Consider the following 21030-nt stretch of genomic DNA (forward strand, 5'->3'; position numbering starts at 1 on the left):
GTCGGATGTAACGGCCTCTTCGCGAATGAATTCGCTCCCACAGTTCGCTCCCCCAGCACTTGTTCCTGCATTCCACTTCCGAGGGAGCCTGCGATTTACCGGTGGCAGGCTATCCACTCCCGCACCCGCGCATACGGATAATCTTCCAGCCGCGCAAAACCGCTTAGCCCCCGCGCCTTGAGCCTGGTAAACACCGGCACGCTGATACCGCACAAAAAGCGTGTCAGGCATTCTGCGCTCGGCTGCTCGCCTTTGTATTCCCGATACTTGCCGATGAACTCGCCGCACAGCCCCTGAAAATCCAGGTTTTGCAGATCGTCCAGGACAGGCGGTGCCGGCAGTCGCCCGATCTGTCCCGAGCACACTGAACAATGCCCGCAACGGTGCGGCGCCTGATGGTCGCCGAAGTAGTCTGCCAACCGCCAGCTCAGGCATTGTTCGCTGGCAAACAGCTCAAGCATGGCGTGAATACGCTTTATCTCGCTGCTTTCGTGGCTGCTGAAGTAATCATGCAGTTCGACACTGAGCGTCTGGGCGTTGAAACCCCCGGTCAGCACGCTGTAGACCTCGGTCATCTGCTTGCTTTCCAGCTCGATCCAACCCTTCTCCTGAAAGTAATCCAGGGCCTTCACCACGCGCCCACGTTCGGTCTGATAACGCTGATACAGCGCGTCGAAATCCACCGTGGCCCAAGTCCTGGCCCGTTTTGACGTCTCAATCAATGCCTGCACGAACTGCTGACGCTCACCGTCGAAACGCTGGATCAGCGCATCGGGCTCAAGCAGAAATTTGAAGCGATACTCGGCGTAATAGGCGTAACGCGGGGCGATCAGGCCGCGCAGTTCCAACTGTACCAACAAGGTCTTGAGCGGTAACGGACGCACATTGCTCTGCTCCGACAGCGGGCCAAGCAGAAATTCCCATTGACCTTGAGACGCCGCATCGCGCAATTCATCCAGTACGTGACGAATGCCGGACAGTTCCGGTGTGTCGCCGTAGACGAAGTTTTCCAGCACGTTGAGGCTGTCGCGATTGGCCAGGACCAGGCAGTCGGACGCCGCACCATCGCGCCCGGCGCGGCCGATTTCCTGGCTGTAGTTCTCGATGGACTTGGGCAGGTCAAAATGCACCACGTTGCGGATATCGCTCTTATCGATGCCCATGCCGAAAGCAATGGTGGCGACGATGCAGTTGAGTTGCCCGGCCATGAACTGGCGCTGAATGGCTTCGCGTTGTTCGTTGGGCAGCCCGGCGTGATAGGCACTGGCCGGCAGCCCGTTCTGCTTGAGGTGGGCGGCGATTAATTCGGCGGTTTTCTGCAGGGTGACGTAGACGATGGTGGGCTGACCGGCCTTGGGGGCAAGCCAGTCAACCAGGTGCTGGCGCTTGTCGCGCCCGGCCACGGGCTCCACCAGCAGGTTGAGATTGGCCCGGTAGAAACCGGTGGTGACCACATCCTCCGGGGCGATGGCAAAGCGCGCCTGCATATCGGCAATCACCTGTGGCGTCGCGGTGGCGGTCAGCAACAGCGCCTGGGGGATATTGAACTCGCGTTGGTAGTCCGGCAGTTTCAGATAGTCGGGGCGAAAGTTATGGCCCCATTCGGAGATGCAGTGGGCTTCGTCGATGACCAACAGGGAGATCGGCACCTGAGCGATGAAGTGCCGAAAGCGCTCGTTCTTCAGACGCTCCACGGACACCATCAGGATCTTCAACTCGCCGGCCCGAGCCTGTGCCATGACCTTGGCGACGTCTTCACGGCTCTGGGCCGAATCGATACTCGCTGCGGCGATACCGTGACGACGCAGGAACGCCAACTGATCCTGTATCAGCGCCAGCAATGGCGAGATAACCAGGGTCAGATGGGGCAGCATTAGGGCGGGTAATTGATAACAAAGTGACTTGCCGGAGCCCGTGGGAAAAATCGCCGCCGCCGAGCGGCCAGCCAATACGGCACTGATGGCCGTCTCCTGACCGGGGCGAAACTGTGAATAACCGAAGACCTGTTGAAGACGCTGGTACATGGCTGCCACTCCATTGGCTGCTGTCAGAACGCAGAACCATAGTTCGGCATGCGCGCCTGATAAACCGCCAAAGCATTACAAAAGAGCAGGCAGGATACAGCGTGATCATGTGGCGAACCCTATTTCGTAGGAGCGAGGCTTGCCCGCGAAGAGGCCGGTACATTCAGCACATCGTTTTGAGGCGCAAAGATTGCCTTCGCGGGCGAGCCTCGCTCCTACGATTGCGTAGTTACAGAACAATAAAAAAGGCACCCGAAGGTGCCTTTCTTTGCCTGCAGGGGCGGCAATCAGAACTTGTAGCCGACGCCAACCATATACACCCATGGGTCGATATCCACGTTCACCTTGGTCTTGCCGACGCTCAGGGCCGACGGGCCGTCGACGCTGGCCTTGGTGTCGATATCGACGTACCAGACCGAGGCGTTGAGCATGATGCGATCGGTGAGCATGTAGTCCATGCCGACCTGGCCAGCGAAGCCAACCGAGTCCTTGAGCTTCAGGTTGCTGAAGCCTTCCTGTTTGCGGGTGCCGCTCAGGTCGGTGTCGAAGAACTTGGTGTAGTTCAAGCCGACGCCCACATAAGGCTGGAACTTGGAGGCCGAATCCATTGGGTAGTATTGCAGGGACAGGGTCGGAGGCAGTTGTTTCACGTCTGCCAGCTTGCCGTCCAGGCCGGCGCCCAGGCCCTTGACCGAAACGGTGTGGCTGAACGGCGTGGCCGCCAGCAGTTCCACGCCAATGTGGTTGGTGATCATGTAGGCGAAAGTCAGGCCCAGTTGAGTCGAGTTATCGACAGTGGCCTTGGTGCCGGAAACTTTAGTCCCGTCCAGTTTCACGTTGCCGCTGTCCTCGTTGGGAACGACCCGTGCAGCGCCTGCGCGGACGATGAAATCACCCGGCTCATGGGCTTGTGCAACGAGCGGAGTACTGAGGGCAAGCGCGACAAGGGAAGCGCTGAGCAGGGACTTGTTCATGGTGGCTCCAGAGAACGTTTCAAATTGATACGTTCATGTTACGGAGCAGCACAAAGCGGATTTTGACTCAGCTCAATGAAAGGTGCGGCGGCTCAGGAATCCGGCAACTCATAGACCAGAATCTTGTCTGCTTCCATTTCGTACCCGGCAGTTGCCAGTTCGCTGCTGGATGTCTTGACCTTCATCGGCCCCTCGATCCAGTAAGGCTGATATAACTCATCGACCTTCACGCCCAGCTCACTGGTGACGTGGACGATCTGGTTCGGCGGCGGGGGTGGCACGTGGATGCAGGCACCGAAATACGGCACCAGCAGAAATTCGGTGACGCGCCCTTCCTCACTGACTTCCAGCGGCACGATATAGCCCGGCAGGCGCACCTGCTGGCCGTCCAGGGCCTTGACCATCGGCGCATCGGGGGCCAGTTGGTGAGCGGCGGGAGAGGACTCCACCGAAAGCGCATCGGACATCTTCGACAGGTCGTGCAACGGCGTCATGACCGGCGCGACCTTGGGTGCGTCCGGCGGGATCATTTCTTCCCAGGTCAGTACCCGTGTCTGCGCGGCCCACAACGACGGGCTGGCGATCAGGGCGAGTACGAGCAAAAAACGATGTATTCGCTGGCTCTTCAAAAGATATCTCTCGGTATCGGTGTCTGTGGGAGCGAATTGTGCTCCCACAAAGTCATCAGTTACTTCAGTTGATCATGCCGTTACAGGCGAATCGACAGGCCATCGGCCAATGACTGGCGATAGGCGCGCCACGCAGGCACTACGCCCATCAACAGCGCAGCGAGCAGAATGCCGCCAAGCAGTTGCCATTCATAGGCGCTGGGCATCGATAGCGGCAAATACAGGCCGTAATTGGACTGCACGTACCCCTGGGCCACGGCTATCCCGGCATACAGCAACGCCAGGCCGCTGACCGCACCCGCCAGGGCCAGGGCAAAAGCTTCGAGGATCAGCAGACTGGCGACATGCCAGGGGCGCGCACCCACCGAACGCAGGATCGCCATCTCGCGGCGTCGCTCGTTGAGGCTGGTGAGGATTGCCGTGAGCATGCCGATCAGGCCGGTCAGCACCACGAACAGCGAGATCACGAACAGCGCCTGCTCCGCTGTGCCCATCAGGCTCCATAGCTCCTGCAAGGCCACGCCGGGCAGGATCGCCAGCATCGGCTCGCCGCGGAACTCATTGATTTCGCGCTGTACCGAGAAAGTCGCAATCTTGCTGTTCAGGCCCAGCATAAAGGCGGTAATGGCGGTGGGCGTCAGGTCCATATTGCGGGCTTGATCAGCCGATATCCGCTCGTTGCCCCGGGCCGGCACGCCGTTGTGCCAATCGATATGAATCGCCTCCATGCCGCCGAGACTGATATGCAGCGTGCGATCCACCGGCGTGCCGGTACGCTTGAGGATGCCGACCACGGTGAACGGCTTGTCATCGTGCTTGACCAGGCTGATCACCGCCACGCCATGGGACAGCACCAGTTTGTCACCGAGCTTGTACTTCAAGGCGTCGGCTACCTCAGCGCCAAGCACGACTTCGAATGGATCGGTGGCAAATGCCCGACCTTCCGCCAGTTCAAGGTGCTGCTGGCGTCCGAACTGGTAGTGCTCGAAGTAGGATTCATTGGTGCCCATGACCCGATAACCGCGATGGGAATCGCCCAGGGAAATCGGGATCGCCCATTTCACCTGTTTGTCATTGGCGAAATGCTCGAAGCTGTCCCAACGGATGTTGTTGGTGGCGTTGCCGATGCGGAACACCGAATACAGCAACAGGTTGATCGAGCCCGAACGCGCACCGACGATCAGGTCGGTACCGCTGATGGTGCTGGCGAAACTGGCCCGGGCTTCGGTGCGCACGCGCTCCACGGCGAGCAGAAGACACACCGACAGGGCAATGGCAAAGGCGGTCAGGAAGGCCGTGAAGCGGCGGTTGGCCAGACTGGCCATGGCCAGGCGCAATAAATACATGTCAAACCTCAGGAGCGACGGCGGCGCGGTTCAGCTCGGCCAAAGACAGATTACGGTCGAACAGCGGTGCCAGGCTTTGGTCATGGCTGACAAACAGCAGGCTGGCCCCGGCTTCACGGCACTCGGCAAACAACAGGCGGATAAAGGCTTCCCGGGCGTCGGCATCCAGAGCAGAGGTCGGCTCGTCGGCAATCACCAGTTCCGGCTGGCCGATCAGGGCACGGGCAGCGGCGACCCGTTGCTGCTGGCCGATGGACAGGGAATCGGCCCGGCGCGCGAGTATGGCCGGGTCTTTGAGGCCCAGATGGGCGAGCAGGGTGGCTGCCGCCTGATCGACGCTGCCATGACGCGCCGCCGCCCGTGCTGCACGGCTCTTGGAGAAATGGCAGGGCAGCTCGACGTTTTCCCGCACCGACAGAAACGGCAGCAGGTTGAACTGCTGGAAGATATAGCCGGTGTGATCGACGCGAAAACGGTCGCGGGCGCCCGCCGCCAGTTGCGTCAACTCCTGACCGAGCAGGCGGATACTGCCACGGTCAGGCCGCTGCACACCGCCCAACAGGCCGAGCAGCGTGGTCTTGCCGCTGCCGCTTGGCCCCTTGAGGAACAGGGTTTCCCCCGGCTCCAGGCGGAAAGCCGGAATATCCAGCAACGGCGCCTGACCCGGCCAGGCGAAGCTCAGCTCGGACAGTTCGATAAGGGCCTGATTGCTCATCAGAATTTGAATGAAGCTTTGGCCGGAGTCGCTTCAGCGCCGAACTGGCCGCGCGGGGAAACGGCTTGTACGAGGATTTTCTGCGTGGCCGGGAAGGCCTTGAAGATCTGCGTCAGGTCCAGCTTGGTGATTACGCCGGGGGCGTCGCAGACGAAGACATAGTGACCATGGATTTCGCTGTGCTCGTGATGCTCGCCGGCTTTTACGTCGTCGTCATGATCGTGATCCTCGACCTTGTCGCCGAACAGCGGGCTTTCCAGCTTCTGTGACTGCACTGTGCACTGCGCGGCTTCCGGCACGCTGAACAGGGCATGGGACTTTTGTAGCGACTCACGAGCGGCAACGATCTTGGCCTTGTCTTCCGGGGTCGTGGCTTCGTGCTCGAAACCGACGATATTCATCGATGGGCTGTCGAACTCGAATTCCAGGGTGCGGCCGTCCAGCGCCACGTCCAGCCGCCCGACACCATGCTCGTGGGCGCCGAGGCTGCCGTGCTCATGGGCATCGGCGGCCATTGCGGCGGTCAGGGGCAGGAGGGTCAGGGGCAGGGCGAGAAACAGACGGCGCATAAAAACGGACTCCGGGCATGACTGGATGAAAATCGTTATGTGATCTTATAACAATTATGTCAGCCGGTGATTGTGAAATTTACCCCTGGACGTCCCACGGGCACACGCGGCGCATTTGACTGGCCAAGGTATACACCGGCTGACGCCCGGCGTGGGAAGTCCAGCGCAAATGCTCGATCAGGCGGTGTTCATCGGGTGTCAGGAAGGCAAAACCCAGGCGCTTGGCTTCAAGCAGGGTTTCGAGATGGCGGGCGGATTTGCCGGGTTTCATGCTGAGGCTCCTTCTTTATTGTTCAGGAGCTGCCGGGGAGAGGGTGGCAGCTGTACGCGGGTTCGCAGACCGAGGTACGAATCAACACGGCACACCCGCAGGTGTCCCACATACAGCCGCCATATAGCTTTCAGGCTAGTAGACGGTTAAACGATTCGTACTTTCAGGCTGCGAAACCCGATCGCTGCTGTGGCAACGACCGGCGCACATTACGCATTTGGTCTTTGGGCCGGGAGGTAACAGCAGATATCAAGGCTGTAGGAAGTCTCTCTAAATGACGTCCCTCAATCGGCTTGAGCCTTTTCTGCTTCCAGTCTTGCCATCTTCGGGAAAAAACTCGCCGTCGGCATTAGCAGGCGTAGCGGGTTTGGCGGGGAAGGGATAAAACCGAGCTTGTTCTTGTAAAAGTTTGCGGCGTACTGATCTTTTGCATCGACCGTGATGAACGCGACCCCGGATTGCTTGGATAGGGCATATACCCGTCGAAAAGCGTCCGCGATGAGCCTGTTACCCAGTCCTTTCCCCTGCATTTCCCTGGCGACAGCCAAACGGCTCAAAAGCACCGCCGGCATGGGGTAGCGGGGCATCTTCCTGGTCATCTCGTCGCTCAGTTCTGCCAGCGAAACTGCGCTATTGGCGAGCGTGTAATAACCACGCAACGATCCATTTTCCAGGTAAAGAAAGGTTCGAGAGAGGTTTCTTTTTTCATCCTGACTGGCGTGCTGAGCGATGTAAGCGTTAAGGGCGGTGTGGTTTTCGCAATCGAACGCAGAGCGATCAATCGACTTGTCGTAGCCGATGGTGATGAAATCCATTCAAGCGGGGCCTCATCGAAGTGCCAGGATCTCGTTGAGTGCCTCATTCGGTTCGCCCGGATTATCAAGCAGGTGATATGCGGTGTCCGCATCCATCCAGGTCATGCCGTACGGGTCGACAAAGTGAGTCTCCTGGTCATGGATAACCGAGCAAATCGACAAGGCCTGCACCACCTTCTGTAGTTCGTGCAACTCACGCTCGATGGCGGACAACTGGGGAGCTCGTACGGTGCGAGGTTTTTTGGGGATCGATGAGCCAGCCAAGGCTTTTGATGCATTGCGCTCAACGATATCGCTGGCTCGTGAAACGACTTTGGCAAGCTCCGAATCGGCGGCTGGGGCTACTCGGCTGAGTTTTGATAGGGCTATTGGCTTGACCATGATAAGAATCCTTACTGGCGGCAATCGTAACATCGCGGCGCTGTGTCACTTATAGGCGGCGTTGGCAAAGTGGCAGGCTAACGCTTTAGTAGAATGCTGTGTCGGCGGGACAGGAAAATCAGAAAAAGACTACGACACTCCGAGTCTGTTTCTCTTGGCTCGGCTTTCTGCAAAAAAAGGAGAAAACGGGACATGCTACGAATTCGCGGAACCATCGGCGATCTGCCGGTGGATTTGACGCTGGAACTGGACGAAGGCGATTGGGCGCAGTTGGGTGCGCAATTGCAGGCGGCCAAGCCTCAAGCGGCTGCGCCGGTGGCGCCGGGCAAGCCTTTGAATCAGGACGATGTGATCTGGCAGACGGCCAGGGAGCTGTTGCGCAAGGCCGGGCAGATGAGCGGGCCGGATTTGCTCGCACAACTGGAAGGGCTGACCGGCAATACGGCGGCGGGCAAGCGCCTGTTGGTGCGGTTGCGCCATAGCCCGCAGGTGAAGGTCGAAAGCAGTGCGGATACCCCCATATATAGCTGGGTGTAACCTGAAACAGCTCTTGTGGGAGCGAATTCATTCGCGAAGAGGCCAATACATTCCCTGGATTTCTATCGTCTGAAATGCCGTCTTCGCGGATGAATCCGCTCCCACAGGTTTGCCGCCTGTTTCGGCGTTTGTTCGGCGATCAGTACAACGCCGCAAACAACTTGCGACGGTACGCCGTCACCAACGGATGATCATTGCCCAGCAGGTCGAACACTTGCAGAAGGGTCTTGTGCGGCAGGCCATCGGCGTAGCTGCGGTTGCGGATGAACAGTTTGAGCAGGCCGTCGAGTGCCGCTTCGTACTGCTGGCGGGACAGGTGGTGGATGGCCAGTTGATGGGTGGCCTCATCGTCCAGCGGGTTCTGCGCCAGCCGCGCCTTGAGGTCGGCCGCGTCGGGCAGGCTGGCGGCTTCGGCGAGGAAGGTCAGTTGCGCCCGGGCGCCGGCCAGGTCGGCCTTGTGCTCGTCGCTCTTGACCGCATCGAGTACGGTGCGGGCTTCGCCCAGTTCACCGCGCTCAGCCAGGCAGCGGGCGTAGAGAATCAGCGCGGCAGCATTGCTGTTGTCTTCGGTGAGGATCTGCTTGAGCAGGGCTTCGGCCTCGGCGAAACGGCTTTCGCTGAAGGCGCTCTGGGCCAGTTGCAGCGGATCGGCGTCGGCCGGTGGCGGCATGACCACGTGTTGTTCGAGGATCTTGCGGATCTCCGACTCCGGTTGCGCCCCGGCAAAACCGTCCACCGGCTGGCCGTCCTTGAACAGCACCACGGTGGGCAGGCTGCGAATGCCGAAGCGGGCGACGATGTCTTGCTCGATATCGCAGTTGACCTTGGCCAGCAGCAGTTCGCCCTGGTAGCTCTCGGTGATTTGCGCCAGCAGTGGCATCAGCACTTTGCAGGGCGCGCACCACTCGGCCCAGAAATCCACCAGCACCGGTTGATCGAAGGATTTGTCCAGCACCAGTTGGTCGAAGGTCGCAGTGGTGACGTCGAAGATGTACGGGGTGTCCTGGCTCATCACAAGTCTCGGGGAATCTGAATGCCGTCAACTATAAAGGCCGCGAGCCTTTGCTGAAAGCGCGAATCAGTCGCCTGTGCGTCGCGTGTGATAGAGGCTGACGTCGCGGAACTCGTGGGGCTCGGCCAGATCGGGCAGGGTGTGGGCATGGAGCATCCCCAGGCGCTGGTAGGCCGGGTGGGCGAAGTCGCGAACCCGGGAGTCGGCCACCAGGGCTTCGCGACCACGGCCGAGGAAGGCGTCGAGCAGCGGCAGGTTGGCGCGGTCGTAGAGCACGTCGGCGACCAGAATCAGGTCGTAGCGGTCGGTTTCGGCGAAGAAATCCGTCGAGTAACCCAGTTCAACTTGATTGAGCGTGGCATTGACCCGGCAGGCGGCAATGGCCAGGGGATCAAGGTCGCAGACCACCACTTCCAGGGCGCCGGCCTTTTTCGCGGCAATCCCGGCCACACCGGAACCGGCGCCGAAATCCAGTACGCGCTTGCCGGCGACCCATTCGGGCTGTTCGGCGAGAAAGCGCGCCAGGGCCAGACCACTGGCCCAGCAAAAACTCCAGTACGGCGGCTCGTCGAGGATGCGGCGGGTTTCCTCGGGGCTGAAGGCGCGGTCCATGTTGTCGGCGTCGATCAGCCACAGGCGCAGATCAGTGCCCGGCAGTGGCGTGTCCACCAGCCGGGCGTCACCGAGCAGTTCGCTCAATGACTCTTGAAGTTCGCTCAGAGGCTGTTGCAGCTCGATCACGGCGCGGTGACGAACTGCAGGGCGCCGAGTGCCTGGGTGTTGGCTTCCTGAATGCGCACCGATGGCAGGTGCAGGATCAACTGGCCGGACTGGCTGGCACGGCCGCGCAGTTCAACCCGAGCCCCGGCCGGAAAGGCTTCGGGGTTGAAGCGCAACTGGAAGGGCAGGGACTGGTTATTGCCGAGCAGTTTGGTGCTCGACAGCAGTTTCTGCGGTCGATTGCGTTCATCGATCACCAACAGCGCCAACTCGACCTCGGCACCACTCGGCACGCCGAGCAACTGGCCGCTCAGCTCGCGCTGATAAGGCAGCAGCGGGCCGGGGCCTTCCGGCAACTTGATGGCCTGGGTGGCGGTAGAGGGCTTGGCGGCGGGCTTGGGCGGCTCGGTGCTGCTACAGGCGGCCAGCAGGCCTGCCAGACAGAGCAAAACAAGCGGTCTGAGGGTCATGAACAGCTCCAGCAAAACAGAATACGAAGGACAGCAGCAACCGCTCTAATGACAGGTATAGGCGATACGCAGATGTATCGCTGTGCTGGGCGTCTATATACCGCAAAGCCTTAAACTTGTCTTGTGGCCCGCTGGACGGTCGCGTTGTGATCAGATACTGCGCCTTCCCGGCTGAAGCGGTCCCACATCCGTTTTTTGTGTTTGTTTCACTTCACGGGCAACTGACTTGAAATACAAGTTGTGGGACCGGCTTCAGCCGGTAAGGCGCCGGGACATCCGCTGCATCGGTTGCGCTGAAACGGCAACAGCCCCTACCATGGCCCACCTTTTTTTATTGTTGCCTGCCACCATGCACTGTCCCTTCTGCGGTGCCAACGACACCAAAGTCATCGACTCACGCCTCGTCGCCGAGGGTGAGCAAGTCCGTCGCCGTCGCGAATGCCTGGCCTGTGGCGAGCGTTTCACCACGTTTGAAACAGCCGAGCTGGTGTTGCCGCGCCTGATCAAGCAGGACGGCAGCCGTCAGCCGTTCGATGAAGAAAAGCTGCGCGCGGGCATGCAGCGGGCGCTGGAGAAGCGTCCGGTCAGTGTCGAGCGTCTGGAAGCGGCGTTGGCCCATATCAAGCACAAGCTGCGCGCCACCGGCGAGCGCGAAGTCAAATCCCTGGTCGTGGGCGAGTTGGTCATGGCCGAGCTGCAAAAGCTCGATGAAGTGGCTTACATCCGCTTCGCCTCGGTTTACCGGCGCTTCCAGGACCTCAACGAATTCCGCGAAGAAATCGACCGTCTGGCCCGCGAGCCGAATAAAGAGTGAGTGCCCGCTTGACTGAACAGAGCGCTTTGGATGTCCACTACATGGCTCGTGCGCTTGAGTTGGCGCGCAAGGGCATTTACTCCACGCATCCCAATCCGCGGGTCGGCTGCGTCATCGTGCGCGAGGGCAAGATCGTCGGCGAAGGCTGGCATGCCCGCGCCGGCGAGCCCCATGCCGAAGTCCACGCCCTGCGTCAGGCCGGGGACAAGGCTCGTGGCGCCACCGCCTATGTCACGCTTGAACCGTGCAGCCATTTTGGCCGCACGCCGCCGTGCGCCGATGCACTGATAAATGCTGGCGTGGCCCGGGTGGTCGCGGCGATGCAGGACCCCAATCCCGAAGTCGGCGGCCATGGTCTGTTGCGCCTGATGAGCGCGGGTATCGCGGTGCAGAGCGGTGTGCTGGAAGCTGAGGCGCGGGCGCTGAACAAAGGCTTTCTCAAGCGCATGGAAAAGGGCCTGCCCTATGTGCGGGTGAAACTGGCCATGAGCCTGGACGGGCGCACCGCCATGGCCAGTGGCGAAAGCCAGTGGATCACCGGCCCCGAAGCCCGTGCCGCCGTGCAGCGCTTGCGTGCCCAGTCCAGCGTCGTGCTGACCGGCGCCGATACCGTGTTGGCCGACCGCGCCCGCTTGACGGTGCGTCCCGATGAGCTGGGCCTGAATGCCGAACTGACGGCGCTGTGCGTGACCCGCCCGCCGCTGCGTGTATTGATTGATGGCCGCCTGCGCGTGCCCCTGACCGCGCCGTTCTTTCAGGAGGGCCGTGCTTTGGTCGTGACCTGCGCCGCCGCGTCTGCCCGCGTGCGTTATCACGAGGAAGGCCACGAAATGCTGGCGATGGCCAGTACGGCCGGGCATGTCGATCTGCGCAAGCTGTTGCTCGAACTGGCTTCCCGGGGCGTCAATGACGTGCTGGTCGAAGCCGGGCCGCGCCTGGCTGGGGCCTTTACCCGTCAGGGGCTGGTCGATGAGTATCAGATTTTTATCGCGGGCAAGTTCATGGGCTCCTCGGCCCGTCCGCTGCTGGACCTGCCGCTGTCGCATATGAGCGAAGCCAAAGAGCTGCAAATCGTTGAAATGCGTGCGGTGGGCAATGACTGGCGAGTCACAGCAATACCAGTGCCCGTGTCAGGCGTATAATTTTCGGCTTTCGCTTATAGCGCTGGCTTTGTTCTCCTGGAGGACCTCATGTTTACCGGCATCATTGAATCCATCGGCAGCATTCGCGCCCTGACTCCCAAAGGCGGCGATATCCGCGTTTACGTGGAGACCGGCAAGCTCGATCTGGGCGACGTCAAACTGGGCGACAGCATTGCGGTCAACGGCGTCTGCCTGACGGCGGTGGAACTGCCGGGCGACGGTTTCTGGGCTGACGTCAGCCGCGAAACCCTGGACGTTACCGCATTCAACGAATTGAAAGCGGGCAGCCGGGTCAATCTGGAAAAGGCCCTGACCCCGACCACTCGCCTGGGCGGCCATCTGGTCAGCGGTCATGTCGACGGCATTGGCGAAGTGATTTCCCGCGAGGAAAACGCCCGCGCCATCCAGTTCCGCATCCGTGCTCCTCGCGAGCTGGCCAAGTACATCTCGCACAAGGGCTCAATCACTGTCGACGGCACCAGCCTGACCGTGAATGCGGTCAACGGCGCCGAGTTCGAACTGACCATCGTGCCCCACACCCTGGCCGAGACCATCATGGCCGACTACCGTCCGGGTCGTCGGGTCAACCTCGAAGTGGACCTGCTGGCCCGTTACCTGGAGCGCCTGCTGCTCGGTGACAAGGCCGCCGAACCTACCTCGGGTGGCATCACTGAAAGCTTTCTGGCCGCCAACGGCTACCTCAAATCCTGAATTGAAGGGGGTGCCTTGTGGCGCTCAACAGCATTGAAGAACTGGTAGAAGACATTCGCCAGGGCAAAATGGTCATCCTCATGGATGACGAAGACCGCGAGAACGAAGGCGACCTGATCATGGCCGCCGAATGCGTGCAGGCCGAGCACATCAACTTCATGGCCAAGTATGCCCGTGGCTTGATTTGCATGCCCATGACCCGTGAGCGTTGCGAAAACCTCAAGCTGCCGCTGATGGCTGCACGTAACGGTTCCGGTTTCGGCACCAAGTTCACCGTGTCCATCGAAGCCGCCGAGGGCGTGACCACCGGCATCTCCGCCGCAGACCGTGCCCGCACTGTACAGGCCGCCGCTGCCAAGGACGCCAGGGCTGAAGATATCGTCAGCCCCGGCCACATCTTCCCGCTGATGGCCCAGGCCGGTGGCACTCTGTCCCGCGCCGGTCACACCGAAGCCGCCTGCGACCTGGCGCGCATGGCCGGTTTCGAGCCAAGCGGCGTGATCTGCGAAGTGATGAACGATGACGGCACCATGTCCCGTCGCGCCGAGCTGGAAGTCTTTGCTGCCGAACACAACATCAAGATCGGCACCATTGCCGACCTGATCCATTACCGCATGATCCACGAGCGTACCGTTCAGCGGATTGCCGAGCAGCCGCTGGACAGCGAACTGGGCCAGTTCAACCTGGTCACCTACCGCGACTCGGTGGAAGGCGACGTTCACCTGGCCCTGACCCTGGGCAAGATCTGCGCCGAAGAACCGACCCTGGTTCGCGTGCACAACATGGACCCGCTGCGCGACCTGCTGATGGTCAATCAGCCCGGCCGCTGGAGCCTGCGCGCCGCCATGAGCACGGTGGCCGAGGCTGGCAGCGGTGTCGTGCTGCTGCTCGGCCATCCTCTGGATGGCGACGTGCTGCTGGCGCATATTCGCGAGACCGCCGGGCAGACTGTGGCCAAGACACCGACCACTTACAGCACCGTCGGTGCCGGTTCGCAGATCCTGCGTGACCTCGGCGTGCGCAAAATGCGCCTGATGAGTTCACCAATGAAGTTCAATGCGATATCCGGTTTCGATCTGGAAGTTGTAGAATACGTGCCCTCCGAATAAGACCGGCGGGCGCCGCGCTGTGAAAACCTTCGCGTTTTCACAGCAAATGCTGCCTGTGGTCGTGATTCGTGGCCTAAAATCCATAAAAACACGCCGAGCTGGCGTGTTTGCTCTTTATAAAGACGAGACTCTCCCGAATGACTCTGAAGACCATCGAAGGTACCTTCATCGCTCCCCAAGGTCGCTATGCCCTGGTGGTTGGCCGTTTCAATAGCTTCGTCGTGGAAAGTCTGGTGAGCGGCGCCGTTGACGCCCTCGTCCGCCACGGCGTCAAGGAAAGCGACATCACCATCGTCCGCGCACCGGGTGCCTTCGAGTTGCCCCTGGTCGTGCAGAAAGTTGCCCAGCGCAGCGAATTCGCCGCCATCGTCGCCCTCGGCGCAGTCATTCGTGGCGGCACTCCGCACTTCGAATACGTTGCAGGCGAGTGCGTCAAAGGTATCGCCCAGGTCGCCATGGAGTTCGGCGTACCGGTTGCATTCGGCGTGCTGACTGTTGATTCCATCGAGCAAGCCATCGAACGTTCCGGCACCAAGGCCGGTAACAAAGGTGCCGAAGCTGCCCTGTCCGCCCTGGAAATGGTCAGCCTGCTGGCGCAGTTGGAGGCCAAGTGATTTCCGACGACAGCGATCAATTCAACCCGCGTGACCCCAAGTCTCCTGACGCTGCCAAGGGCAAGAGCGCCAAGCGCCGCGAAGCGCGGCAGCTGGCCACCCAGGCGCTGTACCAGTGGCACATGGCGAATCACTCCCTGACGGAAATCGAAGCGCAGTTCCGCGTCGACAATGATTTCAAGGATGTCGATGGCGTGTACTTCCGCGAGCTGCTGCACGGCGTGGGCACCAACAAGACAGAGATCGACACCGCTCTCAAGCCTTGCCTGGACCTGACCATCGAAGAGCTGGACCCGGTTGAGCTGGCGATTCTGCGCCTGTCCACTTACGAGCTGCTCAAGCGCGTGGATGTGCCGTATCGCGTGGTGATCAACGAAGGTATCGAGCTGGCGAAAGTCTATGGCTCCACTGACGGCCACAAGTTCGTCAATGGCGTGCTGGACAAACTGGCCCCACGCCTGCGTGAAGCTGAGGTCAAAGCCTACAAGCGCTGAGGTTGGCGCAAGGCTGGAGGCGCGCTGCGAACACGACTTGTGGGAGCGTATTCATTCGCGAAGGCGGTATTTCAGGCGATAGATAAGGTCGTCTGTACGAGCCTTTTCGCGAATGAATTCGCTCCCACATGTTTTGTCGAGCTCATGCGCTGTTTAACGAGATTGAAATGGGCGAGTTCGAACTGATCCGCAACTACTTCGCCGCTGCGCCCTGTGCTCAGACGGGCGAGGGTGTTGCCCTGGGCATTGGCGATGACTGCGCGCTATTGACCCTGCCGCCCGGTGAGCAACTGGCGGTGTCTACCGACACTCTGGTTGCCGGGGTGCATTTTCCTGAAGTCTGCGATCCGTTCCTGCTGGGCCAGCGTGCCCTGGCGGTATCGGCCAGCGATCTGGCGGCCATGGGCGCCACGCCTTCTGCCTTTACCCTGGCCCTGACCTTGCCGTCGGTCGATTCCGGCTGGCTGCAGGATTTTGCCCGCGGCCTCAACCTTATGGCCCAGAGCTGTTCGCTGCGCCTTGTCGGTGGTGATACCACTCGCGGCCCGTTAAGCCTGACCCTGACTGTCTTTGGCCACGTTCCCACCGGCAAGGCGCTGACCCGCAGTGGCGCTCAGGTGGGCGACTTGCTGTGTGTCGGCGGCGATCTGGGCGAGGGTGCGGGTGCCCTGGCATTGGTGTTGAAGCAGCGCACCGCCCCGGCGGCAATCACCGAGCCCCTGCTGGCCCGCTACTGGTCGCCGCAGCCGCAATTGGCCCTGGGCCAGGCGTTGCGGGGCAAGGCAACGGCGGCGCTGGATATTTCCGATGGGCTGCTGGCCGATTGTGGACATATCGCTCTGGCTTCCGGTGTGCGCCTGCGTATTGAGCGCGAGCGCCTGCCGCTGTCGGCGGCGCTGCTCGGGCTGCTGGAAAAAGACGCTGCACAACAGGCTGCCCTGAGCGGCGGCGATGACTATGTACTAGCGTTCACATTACCGTCGGCGTTTTTGCCCGGCTTGCTTGATGCCGGTTGGCCGATTCGGGTCATAGGTGCTGTTGAAGCGGGGCAGGGTGTCGTACTGACCGATGCCGATGGGCAGGACATCACTCCGTTGACGCGGGGTTATCAACATTTTCGGGAGACACGGTGACAGATCAGCCCAATCAGGTTGCGGCGCAGGCCGTAACGCCGTCGGTATGGAGCAATCCCTGGCATTTCCTGGCCTTCGGCCTGGGCTCCGGCACCCTGCGCAAGGCCCCCGGCACCTGGGGTTCGCTGGTCGCCGTGCCGTTCATGCCGCTGTGGCAGATGCTGCCGGGCTGGGGTTACGGCTTGATGCTGGTGCTGACCACGCTGTTCGGCTTCTGGCTGTGTGGCAAGGTGGCGGACGATCTGGGCGTGCATGACCACGAAGGTATCGTCTGGGACGAAATGGTCGGCATGTGGATCACCCTGTGGGATGCGCCCCAGGGCTGGTACTGGTTGTTGGCGGGCTTTTTGATGTTCCGCTTCTTCGACATTCTCAAGCCATGGCCGATCAGCTGGATCGACCGGCATGTGCATGGTGGGACGGGCATCATGCTTGATGATGTGTTGGCGGGAATCTTTGCCTGGTTGGCCGTGCAGGCAATGGTGTGGGGATCGCACTTGCTCTAGGAGAGCAGCATGAGCAGTCGCAGATGGTGGATGTTGTGCTGGTCGATGTTGTCGACGGTTTTACCCATCTTCCCGACAACGGCTCAGGAACATTCTTCTGCGCCCGTGATTACCGAGATTTTCCTGGTCGGTGAGCCCCGAAGTGAATACACCGACATCGATGGTCGCGGCCTGGGTTGGGACATTCTGCGTCTGGTATTCGAGCCGCGCGGGATTACGGTAAAGACCAACTCCGCCTCTTATGTGCGAGCTGTCGGGCTGGTCAAGCAGGGCGCGGTGGATGCCTGGGTCGGTTCCTACGCTGCCGAGACCAACGGCGTATTATATCCACGCTGGCACTTCGACGCTGACCGCATCTATGCCCTGGGTCTGGCCAATAACCCGGCGCCGAGTCAGATCAATTTGCGGCACTACCGTCTGGCCTGGATGCACGGTTATCAATACCAGCGCTACCTGCCTGGTATCACTCGGTTCGAAGAGGTGCTGCGGCGCGACAATGTGCTGTCGATGTTGCAGCACTCACGGGTGGATTTTTATATCGATGCCCAGCCTGAAGTGGAGTTTTTGCTCAGTCAGACCCCACGCCCGGACCTATACCTGGCCACTTATCTGACAGATCTGCCTCTGTTTTTGGTGTTTTCTGACACTGACAAAGGCCGAATCCTACGTACGATATACGACGAACGTATGGAGCAACTGATCGCCGACGGCCAGCTACGGCCGGTGTTTGAGCGCTGGAAGCGGCCTTACCCCTTCGAGGGGGTGGATGTGCAAACCAGAGGTTCGGGCAAATGACCAATCGATCTTGTTGATCTGAATGCTCAATAATTCGGCATAAGCGTCTGTAGGACCGTACTGTTACAATGCCGCCCTGTTAATCCACACCCTCATACAGATCAGGAGCACAAGGTGCCCGTCGTATTTGTCGCTGCTTCCAAGCTGCCTACCCCTTTTGCTCAATTCACCATGCATGGTTTTCTTGAGCAGGCCACCGGGCGTGAACATGTCGTTTTAAGCCTCGGCGATGTGGCCGATGGCGCCCCGGTGCTCGGTCGGGTGCACTCGGAATGCCTGACGGGCGACGCCCTGTTCAGCCAGCGCTGCGATTGCGGTTCGCAGCTCGAAGCCGCCCTGCGCGCCATCGCTGCCGAAGGTCGCGGTGTATTGCTGTACCTGCGCCAGGAAGGCCGTGGCATTGGCCTGATGAACAAGATCCGTGCCTATGAGTTGCAGGATGGTGGTGCCGACACCGTGGAAGCCAACGAGCGTCTGGGCTTTGCTGCCGACCAGCGCGACTACGCCATCTGCCTGCCGATGTTGCAGCATCTTGGCGTCGAGTCGCTGACCCTGATGACCAACAATCCACGCAAGGTCAAGGCCCTGACGGACATGGGCATCAAGGTCGCCAAGCGCGTACCGCTGCACACCGGCCATAACCCGCACAACAAGCTGTACCTGGCAACCAAGGCCGGCAAGCTTGGCCACATGATGGGCAACGAGCACCAGAGCGAGACTGACAAGGCGTGACCCGCAATAACAGGCGCCGCCGCCTGGCGCTGGCCTGGTGGTGGCAATTGCTGCTGATTGTCGCGCCGGTCGTGGTGATCAGCCGCTGGTTCGCCCCTTCCGAAGCCTTTGCGCCGATGTTGGCAATGCCCGCCTTTATCGTCGGGGTCAGCTCGATGTTTGTCAGCCTGCGCCCGTTTGGTCGCTACAAACACGCCCTGATCGCCACCGGCAAAGCCCTCGATACTCCCGAAGAAGACGGCGCCTGGCGCAATCTTGACGCTACCCGCAGCAAGGCGTTGCTGGCTGCCAGTGTGCCTGCATGGATTGCCGCGATAGCGGTGTTCAGTGGGCTGGAGACAGTGCCGCTGTGTCTGCTGACGCTGTCCAGCGTGGTACTGCTGTATCTCTATCGGATACCGCGGCAGTTGGCCTGACGTTCATCTGGCAGTTCATTCCAGTGGGAGCGGATTTATCCGCGAAGACGGCGTTGAAATCGATAAAAATTCGTCGAGTGTTCTGGCCTCTTCGCGAATGAATTCGCTCCCACAATGCTCCCATCATTGGCTCTTCGCTGGGTATTTCAGCCAATCAACGCCAACCGCTCATTGATCGCCGCTTCGATTCCCGCCTCATCCAGCCCGCACTCCGCCAGCATCTGCGCCGGTTTGGCATGTTCGACGTAGGCATCCGGCAGACCCAGGTGCAGGACGGACTTGAGGATGTTTTCCCGGGCCAGGAACTCACTGACGGCGGCGCCAGCGCCACCCATCACGGCGTTCTCTTCCACGGTCACCAATAGCTCATGGTTGGCAGCGGCTTCACGGATCAGGGCTTCGTCCAGAGGTTTGACGAAGCGCATGTCGATGACCGTGGCATCCAGTCGCTCGGCGACTTTCAGTGCTTCGGCCAGTTGCACGCCGAATACCAGAATGGCGACGCCCTGGCCGTTGCGGCGAATCACGCCCTTGCCGATCTCCAGCGGTTCCAGGCTGCTGTCGATCACCGCGTTCGGGCCGCTGCCACGCGGGTAGCGCACGGCTGCCGGGCCGACGAAGTGGTAGCCGGTGCTGAGCATGCGGCGCAGTTCGTTTTCATCACTCGGCGTCATGATCAGCATGCCGGGGATGCAGCGCAGGTAGGACAGATCGAAGCTGCCTGCGTGGGTCGGACCGTCTTCGCCGACCAGACCGGCGCGGTCGATGGCGAACAGGACGTCGAGGTTCTGTACCGCCACGTCATGGACCAGTTGGTCATAGCCGCGTTGCAGGAAGGTGGAGTAGATCGCCACGACGGGCTTGCTGCCTTCACAGGCCATGCCGGCCGCAAGGGTCACGGCGTGCTGCTCGGCAATGGCAACGTCGAAGTAGCGCGTCGGAAAACGTTCGCTGAACGCCACCAGATCGGAGCCTTCTTTCATGGCCGGGGTAATACCCACCAGCCGTTCGTCGGCGGCAGCCATATCGCAGATCCAGTCACCGAACACCGCCGAATACTTCGGTCCGCCGGCTTTCTTCGGCGCAGCAACCGGTGCATTGAGCGGATCAAGCTTGGTGATGGCGTGGTAGCCAATCGGATCGACTTCGGCCGGGGCGAAACCTTTACCCTTTTTCGTCACCACATGGAGGAACTGCGGGCCCTTGAGGTCACGCATGTTGCGCAGCGTAGCGATCAGGGTCGGCAGGTCGTGGCCGTCGATCGGGCCGATGTAGTTCCAGCCCAGCTCTTCGAACAGGGTGCCGGGGACCAGCATGCCCTTGGCGTACTCTTCGGTGCGGCGGGCGATCTCCCAGGCGCCGGGCAGGCGCGACAGCACTTTCTTGCTGCCCTCGCGCATGCTGGCGTAAGTACGGCTGGAGAGGATCTTGGCCAGGTAATTCGACAGGCCGCCGACATTGCGCGAAATCGACATGTCGTTGTCGTTGAGGATGACCAGCATGTTGGCATCGACTTCCGGCGCGTGGTTCAGCGCTTCGAAAGCCATGCCGGCGGTCAATGCCCCGTCGCCAATGACGGCGATGGCCTTGCGCTCACTGCCTTGCAGGCGAGCGGCAATGGCCATGCCCAGCGCGGCGCTGATGGATGTGCTGGAGTGGCCGACGCCAAAGGTGTCGTACTCACTCTCGCTGCGACGCGGGAAGGCGGCGATGCCGTCCTTTTGACGCAGGGTCGACATACGCTGGCGACGACCGGTGAGGATCTTGTGCGGATACGCCTGATGACCCACATCCCAGACCAGGCGGTCGTCGGGGGTATCGAAGACGTAATGCAGGGCGATGGTCAGCTCGATCACACCCAGCCCGGCACCGAAATGCCCGCCGGTCTGACCAACGGTATAGAGCAGTTCCAGGCGCAGTTCATCGGCCAGGGCTTCCAGCTCGGCTTCACCCAACCGGCGCAGTCCGTCCGGCGTTTGCGCACGGTCGAGCAGGGGCGTGGTCGGGCGTTCGCGGGGAATCTCTTTGAACGTCGTGGGCATCAGGCGAATCGTTATAAGTAAAAGAGGCGGCAGTTTACCTGATGCAGCGCATGCTGCCC

At 60.8% G+C, this 21030-nt stretch carries 25 protein-coding genes; 12 read left to right on the top strand and 13 right to left on the bottom strand.

The annotated features are described in order from the left end of the window. Positions 1–95: 95 nt before the first annotated feature. From ACCD02_RS10090 to ACCD02_RS10130, 9 genes are all read right to left on the bottom strand, one after another. The gene (locus ACCD02_RS10090) at positions 96–2024 is read right to left on the bottom strand and encodes an ATP-dependent DNA helicase RecQ (RefSeq protein ID WP_413300926.1); all 1929 of its coding nucleotides are present in this window, start codon (positions 2022–2024) and stop codon (positions 96–98) included. Positions 2025–2311: 287 nt separating this feature from the next. Beyond that, positions 2312–2998, bottom strand: coding sequence for an OmpW/AlkL family protein (locus tag ACCD02_RS10095; RefSeq protein WP_413300928.1), 687 nt, complete (start codon positions 2996–2998; stop codon positions 2312–2314). 92 nt (positions 2999–3090) lie between these two features. Beyond that, positions 3091–3612, bottom strand: coding sequence for a DUF3299 domain-containing protein (locus ACCD02_RS10100; protein ID WP_413301351.1), 522 nt, complete (start codon positions 3610–3612; stop codon positions 3091–3093). 95 nt (positions 3613–3707) lie between these two features. Then, positions 3708–4973, bottom strand: a complete 1266-nt coding sequence (locus tag ACCD02_RS10105; RefSeq protein WP_413300930.1) for an ABC transporter permease — start codon at positions 4971–4973, stop codon at positions 3708–3710. 1 nt (position 4974) lies between these two features. Continuing rightward, positions 4975–5688, bottom strand: coding sequence for an ABC transporter ATP-binding protein (locus tag ACCD02_RS10110; RefSeq protein ID WP_413300932.1), 714 nt, complete (start codon positions 5686–5688; stop codon positions 4975–4977). Further along, positions 5688–6257, bottom strand: a complete 570-nt coding sequence (locus ACCD02_RS10115) for a DUF2796 domain-containing protein (protein WP_413300934.1) — start codon at positions 6255–6257, stop codon at positions 5688–5690. Before ACCD02_RS10115 ends, ACCD02_RS10110 begins: the two co-directional genes overlap by 1 nt. A gap of 79 nt (positions 6258–6336) precedes the next feature. Then, positions 6337–6528: a hypothetical protein gene (locus ACCD02_RS10120; protein WP_413300936.1), complete on the bottom strand. Its 192-nt coding sequence runs from the start codon at positions 6526–6528 to the stop codon at positions 6337–6339. Positions 6529–6812: 284 nt separating this feature from the next. Continuing rightward, a complete protein-coding gene (locus ACCD02_RS10125; RefSeq protein ID WP_413300938.1) occupies positions 6813–7343 on the bottom strand; it encodes a GNAT family N-acetyltransferase in 531 nt (176 codons plus the stop codon). Positions 7344–7355: 12 nt separating this feature from the next. Next, the gene (locus ACCD02_RS10130) at positions 7356–7724 is read right to left on the bottom strand and encodes a hypothetical protein (protein WP_413300940.1); all 369 of its coding nucleotides are present in this window, start codon (positions 7722–7724) and stop codon (positions 7356–7358) included. 192 nt (positions 7725–7916) lie between these two features. On the opposite strand from ACCD02_RS10130, the gene ACCD02_RS10135 reads away from it, so the two are divergent. Beyond that, a complete protein-coding gene (locus ACCD02_RS10135; RefSeq protein ID WP_413300942.1) occupies positions 7917–8261 on the top strand; it encodes a hypothetical protein in 345 nt (114 codons plus the stop codon). Between the two features lie 139 nt (positions 8262–8400). On the opposite strand, the gene trxA is transcribed toward ACCD02_RS10135, so the two are convergent. From trxA to ACCD02_RS10150, 3 genes are all read right to left on the bottom strand, one after another. After that, positions 8401–9273 carry a thioredoxin gene (trxA, locus tag ACCD02_RS10140; RefSeq protein WP_413300944.1) on the bottom strand — a complete coding sequence of 291 codons (873 nt, stop codon included), beginning with the start codon at positions 9271–9273 and terminating at the stop codon, positions 8401–8403. Positions 9274–9339: 66 nt separating this feature from the next. Next, the gene (locus ACCD02_RS10145) at positions 9340–10005 is read right to left on the bottom strand and encodes a class I SAM-dependent methyltransferase (RefSeq protein ID WP_413301353.1); all 666 of its coding nucleotides are present in this window, start codon (positions 10003–10005) and stop codon (positions 9340–9342) included. Positions 10006–10010: 5 nt separating this feature from the next. Continuing rightward, positions 10011–10463 (bottom strand): YbaY family lipoprotein, encoded by a 453-nt coding sequence (locus ACCD02_RS10150; RefSeq protein ID WP_413300946.1) that lies wholly within the window; start codon positions 10461–10463, stop codon positions 10011–10013. Positions 10464–10812: 349 nt separating this feature from the next. Between ACCD02_RS10150 and nrdR the strand changes: the two genes are divergently transcribed. The 11 genes from nrdR (at position 10813) to ACCD02_RS10205 (ending at position 18929) form a co-directional block, all read left to right on the top strand. Continuing rightward, complete coding sequence (gene nrdR, locus ACCD02_RS10155; protein ID WP_259104609.1) at positions 10813–11277, top strand: transcriptional regulator NrdR; 465 nt, start codon at positions 10813–10815, stop codon at positions 11275–11277. Between the two features lie 41 nt (positions 11278–11318). Next, entirely contained in the window at positions 11319–12419 is a 1101-nt protein-coding gene (gene ribD, locus ACCD02_RS10160; RefSeq protein WP_413300948.1) for a bifunctional diaminohydroxyphosphoribosylaminopyrimidine deaminase/5-amino-6-(5-phosphoribosylamino)uracil reductase RibD, read from the top strand. A gap of 48 nt (positions 12420–12467) precedes the next feature. Next, positions 12468–13130 (top strand): riboflavin synthase, encoded by a 663-nt coding sequence (locus tag ACCD02_RS10165; RefSeq protein WP_413300950.1) that lies wholly within the window; start codon positions 12468–12470, stop codon positions 13128–13130. A 17-nt stretch (positions 13131–13147) separates the two neighbouring features. Continuing rightward, positions 13148–14239, top strand: a complete 1092-nt coding sequence (gene ribBA, locus ACCD02_RS10170) for a bifunctional 3,4-dihydroxy-2-butanone-4-phosphate synthase/GTP cyclohydrolase II (RefSeq protein ID WP_413300952.1) — start codon at positions 13148–13150, stop codon at positions 14237–14239. Between the two features lie 137 nt (positions 14240–14376). Next, positions 14377–14853, top strand: coding sequence for a 6,7-dimethyl-8-ribityllumazine synthase (ribE, locus tag ACCD02_RS10175; protein ID WP_413300954.1), 477 nt, complete (start codon positions 14377–14379; stop codon positions 14851–14853). Then, positions 14850–15347: a transcription antitermination factor NusB gene (gene nusB / locus ACCD02_RS10180; RefSeq protein WP_413300956.1), complete on the top strand. Its 498-nt coding sequence runs from the start codon at positions 14850–14852 to the stop codon at positions 15345–15347. The genes ribE and nusB overlap by 4 nt, the downstream gene beginning before the upstream one ends. A gap of 167 nt (positions 15348–15514) precedes the next feature. Continuing rightward, positions 15515–16480 (top strand): thiamine-phosphate kinase, encoded by a 966-nt coding sequence (gene thiL / locus ACCD02_RS10185; protein WP_413300958.1) that lies wholly within the window; start codon positions 15515–15517, stop codon positions 16478–16480. Next, positions 16477–16986, top strand: a complete 510-nt coding sequence (locus ACCD02_RS10190; RefSeq protein ID WP_413300960.1) for a phosphatidylglycerophosphatase A — start codon at positions 16477–16479, stop codon at positions 16984–16986. Before thiL ends, ACCD02_RS10190 begins: the two co-directional genes overlap by 4 nt. A 9-nt stretch (positions 16987–16995) precedes the next feature. Further along, on the top strand, positions 16996–17781 hold the full coding sequence (locus ACCD02_RS10195) for an ABC transporter substrate-binding protein (RefSeq protein WP_413300962.1): 786 nt from the start codon (positions 16996–16998) through the stop codon (positions 17779–17781). A gap of 114 nt (positions 17782–17895) precedes the next feature. Then, positions 17896–18513 (top strand): GTP cyclohydrolase II, encoded by a 618-nt coding sequence (gene ribA / locus ACCD02_RS10200; protein WP_413300964.1) that lies wholly within the window; start codon positions 17896–17898, stop codon positions 18511–18513. Next, a complete protein-coding gene (locus ACCD02_RS10205; RefSeq protein WP_413300966.1) occupies positions 18510–18929 on the top strand; it encodes an MFS transporter in 420 nt (139 codons plus the stop codon). The genes ribA and ACCD02_RS10205 overlap by 4 nt, the downstream gene beginning before the upstream one ends. 146 nt (positions 18930–19075) lie before the next feature. Here the strand turns inward: ACCD02_RS10205 and dxs are convergent, their stop codons facing one another. Then, positions 19076–20971, bottom strand: coding sequence for a 1-deoxy-D-xylulose-5-phosphate synthase (gene dxs, locus ACCD02_RS10210; RefSeq protein WP_413300968.1), 1896 nt, complete (start codon positions 20969–20971; stop codon positions 19076–19078). Positions 20972–21030: the final 59 nt, after the last annotated feature.

It is taken from the genome of Pseudomonas sp. Pseusp88 (assembly GCF_047303955.1).
Lineage (GTDB): Bacteria > Pseudomonadota > Gammaproteobacteria > Pseudomonadales > Pseudomonadaceae > Aquipseudomonas.